Below are 5,603 nucleotides of genomic sequence, written 5' to 3'. Positions count from 1 at the left end.
TACGATGCAGGGGGGCTTTTTAGAAGACATATGAATTAAGTTGTTTCTTAACGTAAAAGTATATTGGGTACTAATCGAATATAAATTAGTTCACCTGCAAGTTCAACGATTGTTTGTGTCACAATTATGGCTGCTACTAATGTGCTCAAATTATCTGGTAAGGCTAAAGCAAGAGGAAGAACTACAAGAGAATTACGTGTAGCTCCACTAAATATAAGTGCACGACCTGAACCAATATCAAGCTTGAACCACTTTGCAATAAACCTAGAAATGATAGGCATAATAATCATAAAAGCAATATATATAGGAATTACTTTGATAATCAGGTCAATATATGTTGATAATTTGCCTATTTGAGACGATACAACAACAAAAAGAGTAAGAGCCATGAATGGGACGGGAAGCCATGCCGATATATCTATTATTTTATTCCCAATAAGTGATTTTTTTGCAAATATCTGTAGGGCAATAGCAAGTCCTAAAGGGATAACGATAAGACCAATGAATGCTTCAAGGAATGGACCAGGGTCTACTATTTCTGCTGCATCATCCCCAATAAACAATAATAAATACAAAGGTAATAGCAGCATTTGAGTAATGAAGAGAATAGGTGTAGAAATAAGAATAAGCTTTTCATTACCACTCCCTAGAGCTGTAAAAACAATCACATAATCAATACAAGGTGTAAGTAATACTAAATAGACCCCAAGCAATAACGGTGGATATTCGGGTAATAACTTTGATAGAAGCCACACCACAATAGGAACTGCAATATAGTTAACTGTTAATAAAGCACAAATAAAACGACGATTAGCAAACGATTCTTTTAAAGAAGTAAAAGGAATCTGCGAAAACATACTATACATTAAAATAGCAATGATAAAAGAAATTGTTGCATCTAATTGTGCTCCGAAATCAGGAGCTATTAATCCAAATCCAGCTGCTATCAGTAGTACAATGACATATAGCCAAACTTGATTGTTTTCTAATTTTTCTCTAGAAATCATTATTTGGATGCCCCTTCTTACCGCCCCCTAAAAAGACTTTCTGTAAAGTTGTTAAATAAGAGGCTTATGTAATAAGTGATTTTTAAGAAAATATTTAATTTGAACAGGAATTCTTACTTAATATTATCATAATTGTTATTTAGCTTAATTTAAAAATCCCCCAAACCGGAAAGATTTAGAGTAAAGGTGCTTATGCTAAAAGAAATTCTTCTCTTAGTAGATTTTTGACTACTTTACTTCCTATTATTTCTTATCTTATAGAGTTTGCTTCACCACTTACATATAGTGAGAATTTTATAAATGGGCAGCAGCGATTTTCGTAAGAAATCCATTCAGCTAGTAGTTTCCTTTTAACAATCGTGTTCAAAAAAGGTTTTAGCATACTGATAAAAAATATTTATGTTTATTTCTTTTCATACCCAGCATGGGTATGGTAATATAAAATCAAGATTGGAGGTTGAGCTAATGGAAAACACAGCGAATGAAGTAGCTTGCCATACTGAGGATGTTACGTCTTGCCGTAAAAGCCATCATCCAGAACGAGTAAAGAAGGATTTAACCACTCGATTAAATCGTATCGAAGGGCAAATTCGAGGCATCAAAGGAATGATAGACAAAGACGTTTACTGTGATGATGTGATAACACAAATTTCTGCTACGCAATCTGCATTAAATAGTGTAGCTAAAATTCTTTTAGAAGGTCATCTTAAAGGTTGTGTCGTAGATCGTCTTTCAGAAGGTGATGATGAGGTACTCGATGAATTGGTTGTAACCATTCAAAAATTAATGAAAAAGTAAATTTTTTTAATTTGTATATACCCCTATGGTGTATATCACGCTGAATAACATTTCGTTAAAAGAGAGAAAAGGTATGCAAAATGTAACATTAAAAGTACAAGGAATGTCATGTGGGCATTGTGTGAATTCAATAGAAGGTAGCGTTGGTCAATTAGAAGGTATTAGCCAGGTAAATGTAAAATTAGATGATGCCCAAGTTGAAGTGACATTTAATGAATCGTAAGTATCCCTTGATAAAATTAAAGAAACCATTGAAGACCAAGGATATGAGGTGGAATAAGAGTGCTATCGCAGCACTCTCTCATTTTCAAACAAATATACCCCTTGTGGGTATTTGAGAGGTGGAAAGTTCATGAGTTCAGCAGCAAAAAGTGCAGCTTCCAAAGAAGCGAGTATTGGAATTACCGGAATGACTTGCGCAGCGTGTGCAACACGTATTGAAAAAGGGCTAAATAAAATGGAGGGTGTCGAGCAAGCAACCGTTAACTTAGCCCTTGAAAAGTCATCGATTAAATATGACCCTTCGAAACTAAGTGAAGCTGATTTTGAAAAGAAAATCGAAGCACTTGGCTACGGTGTTGTCAAACAAAAAGCGGAATTTGATATTACCGGAATGACCTGTGCCGCATGTGCTACGCGCATAGAAAAAGGATTAAATAAGATGGAAGGTGTTGCAAATGCGAACGTCAATTTAGCACTTGAAAAAGCAACAATCGAATTTAATCCTTCGGAGGTAGCGATTGCAGACATCATTGCGAAGGTAGAAAAGCTAGGTTACGGTGCGCACCAAAAGCAAGACGAAAAAGAACAAGTCGACCACCGTGAAAAGCACATTAAAGATCAACAACGTAAATTTATAATTTCAGCGATTTTATCGTTACCGCTATTATGGACGATGGTTGGGCACTTTTCTTTTACATCGTTTTTATATGTACCAGACATCTTAATGAATCCATGGTTTCAATTGTTATTGGCAACACCTGTACAATTTATTATCGGTAAACAGTTTTATGTGGGTGCCTATAAAGCACTTCGCAATGGTAGTGCAAACATGGATGTACTCGTTGCTATGGGCACTTCAGCAGCCTATTTTTATAGTGTATATCAAGCGATTGTTACAGCTGGAACACACCACAGTCCACATTTATATTTTGAAACCAGTGCAGTACTGATTACACTTATTCTTTTAGGTAAATTATTTGAAGCAAGAGCAAAAGGCCGTTCATCAGAAGCGATCAAAAAATTGATGGGGCTTCAGGCAAAAACAGCTATCGTCATACGTGATGGAGTTGAAAAAGAAATACCTTTAGAAGAGGTAGTAATAGGTGACACGATTTTAGTGAAGCCAGGTGAAAAAATTCCTGTTGATGGTGAAGTAGTAGAAGGAACAACATCTGTTGATGAATCGATGTTAACAGGTGAAAGTTTACCAGTGGATAAAAAAGCAGGTGACGTATTATACGGCTCAACCATTAACAAAAATGGTTTCATCAAAATGACAGCAACAAAGGTTGGACGTGATACAGCATTAGCCCAAATTATTAAAGTAGTAGAAGATGCACAAGGTTCAAAAGCACCAATCCAACGGATGGCGGATCAAATTTCAGGTATTTTTGTACCCATAGTAGTAGGGATTGCTATCATTGCCTTCCTAGTATGGATTATATTTGTTCAACCAGGTGAGTTTACACCAGCACTTGAAGTGTTAATTGCCATACTTGTAATTGCTTGCCCTTGTGCACTTGGTTTAGCGACACCAACTTCCATTATGGCTGGTTCGGGTCGTGCTGCAGAATTTGGTATTTTGTTCAAAGGTGGCGAACACTTAGAACAAACTCAAGGTATTGACACAGTAGTAGTCGATAAAACAGGTACTGTCACACATGGTAAACCTGTCCTAACGGATGTTTTAGTAGCAGATGGTCAAGACGAAACGAAATTTTTATCGTTGATCGGTGCAGCGGAAAAGCAATCAGAGCACCCATTAGCACAAGCTATCGTTCAAGGCATTCAAGATAAAGGCATTGAACTTGGTGATGTCCAATTCTTCGAAGCGATCCCAGGTTATGGGGTGCAGGCGACTGTTTCAGGTCAAGGGGTTGTCATTGGAACGCGTAAACTTATGCAACAATATGGGATCGATATACAATCCGTTCTCCCAGCGATGGAAGAATTAGAGCGCAATGGGAAAACAGCGATGCTAGCCAATATTAATGGGCAATATGCAGGGCTAGTTGCCGTAGCAGATACGATTAAAGATACATCTCAGGAAGCTGTACGCCGATTACAAGAAATGGGCATCAAAGTAATTATGATGACAGGTGATAATGAACGTACAGCCCAAGCAATTGGTAAAGAGGTAGGCGTTGATGCGGTTATTGCAGAAGTGCTTCCTGAGGGTAAAGCAGAAGAAGTGAAAAAACTACAAGAACAGGGCAAAAAAGTGGCAATGGTCGGCGATGGGATTAATGACGCACCAGCACTAGCTACAGCTGATATTGGGATGGCCATTGGTACAGGGACAGATGTTGCCATGGAAGCTGCGGATATTACACTAATTCGAGGCGACTTAAACAGTATTGCTGATGCGATTTTAATGAGCCGCAAAACGATGCGTAATATTAAACAAAACTTATTCTGGGCATTTGCCTATAATACCATTGGGATTCCAATTGCAGCAATAGGGTTACTTGCACCATGGGTAGCTGGTGCAGCAATGGCATTTAGTTCCGTGTCGGTCGTGTTAAACGCACTGCGTTTACAAAGAGTGAAATTAGAAAAATAAAATAGTCGATATCACCTGTCACTATATTTAGTGGCAGGTCTCGTATCGGTAAAATTTATACCATACTAGCGTATAGTAGATGGTTAAGAAAGGAGGAAAAGTTATATGGAGGATAATGATAAAAAAATTAAGATCGCCATAAATGGGGGAATAGGGTACGGAGCAAAACTCAACGCGAAGCAACTTGTGACAATATCAAAATATATGAATGAAGAGGAGGAACTGGAGTTAACCACCTTCCAACAACTCTATATAGAAATCCCGGAAGCCAAAAAAGAATATATTATAGAAGAATTTCAAAATGTTGGATTAGCATGTTATCCAGTTGGAAACTTCGTAAAAAGCTTAAGAACCTGCAATTTTTGCAAAGGAGAAGAAGAGGAAGGAATGCCGGTAGCAAAAGAATTAAATCGCCGTATTGCTGGAAGAGCTGTTCCCTTTACCTTAAGAGTTGCCTATACAGGTTGTCCCATTGGTTGCGGTGAACCCATGTTAAGCGACATAGGTGTTATGAAAATTAGAGACCATTACAATTTATATGTTGGTGGAAAAGCAAAAGGGAAAGACGCCGAGGTCGGTTCTTTGCTGAAGGAGAATTTAACGCCAGAAGAATTGTACGATACTGTAGAAAAGGTTATCGCTATCTATTCGCAAATGGGTAAAAAGCGAGAGTCGTTTTATAAATTTTTAAAACGGATAGGTAGAGATGATTTAATAAGTTAATATAAATCTCTGTATTTATTAAAAAGACTCTATTTACCCTACCCTTGAATTAAGGAGGTGGTGCAAAAAAAGTTTAAAAAGGTTATTCTATATAACCGCCATAGAATATATTAGATAGCGTTTTTAAAAAGGGACTTTTAAGGGTTTCAATCAAACAAATATCTAATCCTGCAATAATATACTATATCCCATTAAATTTTTAGATGTATATTTATATGAAAACGCTGAAAGGGAGTTTTCATCATGGATATTACATCTTTTATCATATACTGTTTTATTGTGACTTTTAC

Annotated in this window: 4 protein-coding genes and 1 pseudogene; 4 read left to right on the top strand and 1 reads right to left on the bottom strand. The window is 37.0% G+C overall.

The features are described from left to right. Positions 1-47: 47 nt before the first annotated feature. The gene (locus V7164_RS20190) at positions 48-1,007 is read right to left on the bottom strand and encodes an arsenic resistance protein (protein WP_335346816.1); all 960 of its coding nucleotides are present in this window, start codon (positions 1,005-1,007) and stop codon (positions 48-50) included. Positions 1,008-1,472: 465 nt separating this feature from the next. On the opposite strand from V7164_RS20190, the gene V7164_RS20185 reads away from it, so the two are divergent. From V7164_RS20185 to V7164_RS20170, 4 genes and pseudogenes are all read left to right on the top strand, one after another. After that, on the top strand, positions 1,473-1,805 hold the full coding sequence (locus tag V7164_RS20185) for a metal-sensitive transcriptional regulator (RefSeq protein ID WP_335346815.1): 333 nt from the start codon (positions 1,473-1,475) through the stop codon (positions 1,803-1,805). A 73-nt stretch (positions 1,806-1,878) separates the two neighbouring features. Next, positions 1,879-2,025: pseudogene (locus tag V7164_RS20180) on the top strand (copper ion binding protein); the annotation flags it as partial. Positions 2,026-2,157: 132 nt separating this feature from the next. Further along, positions 2,158-4,590, top strand: coding sequence for a heavy metal translocating P-type ATPase (locus tag V7164_RS20175; protein ID WP_335346814.1), 2,433 nt, complete (start codon positions 2,158-2,160; stop codon positions 4,588-4,590). Between the two features lie 105 nt (positions 4,591-4,695). Next, entirely contained in the window at positions 4,696-5,313 is a 618-nt protein-coding gene (locus V7164_RS20170) for a nitrite reductase (RefSeq protein WP_335346813.1), read from the top strand. Positions 5,314-5,603: the final 290 nt, after the last annotated feature.

Source organism: Bacillus sp. JJ1474 (assembly GCF_036965225.1).
In the GTDB taxonomy this organism is placed as follows: domain Bacteria; phylum Bacillota; class Bacilli; order Bacillales; family Cytobacillaceae; genus Cytobacillus.
This window is presented reverse-complemented; position numbering and strand designations above follow the sequence as displayed.

Excerpts from the sequence above, each read along its gene's own strand:
- V7164_RS20190 (WP_335346816.1), bottom strand. The coding sequence starts at position 1,007 with ATGATTTCTAGAGAAAAATTAGAAAACAATCAAGTTTGGCTATATGTC.
- V7164_RS20185 (WP_335346815.1), top strand. The coding sequence starts at position 1,473 with ATGGAAAACACAGCGAATGAAGTAGCTTGCCATACTGAGGATGTTACG.
- V7164_RS20175 (WP_335346814.1), top strand. The coding sequence starts at position 2,158 with ATGAGTTCAGCAGCAAAAAGTGCAGCTTCCAAAGAAGCGAGTATTGGA.
- V7164_RS20170 (WP_335346813.1), top strand. The coding sequence starts at position 4,696 with ATGGAGGATAATGATAAAAAAATTAAGATCGCCATAAATGGGGGAATA.